Consider the following 248-nt stretch of genomic DNA (forward strand, 5'->3'; position numbering starts at 1 on the left):
CGTAGGAGTCTGGACCGTGTCACAGTTCCAGTGTGACTGATCATCCTCTCATACCAGTTACGGATCGTCGCCTTGGTGAGCCATTACCTCACCAACTAGCTAATCAGACCTAGGCTCATCTGATAGCGCAAGGCCCGAAGGTCCCCTGCTTTCTCCCGTAGGACGTAGGCGGTATTAGCGTCCGTGTCCGAACGTTATCCCCCACTACCAGGCAGATTCCTCGGCATTACTCACCCGTCCGCCGCTCT

1 rRNA gene is annotated in these 248 nt (G+C 56.0%); it reads right to left on the reverse strand.

The window, feature by feature from the left end:
* Nucleotides 1–248 (reverse strand): 16S ribosomal RNA (locus AC0IYH_RS33155); the annotation flags it as partial.

It is taken from the genome of Pseudomonas sp. AC463, from assembly GCF_979253585.1.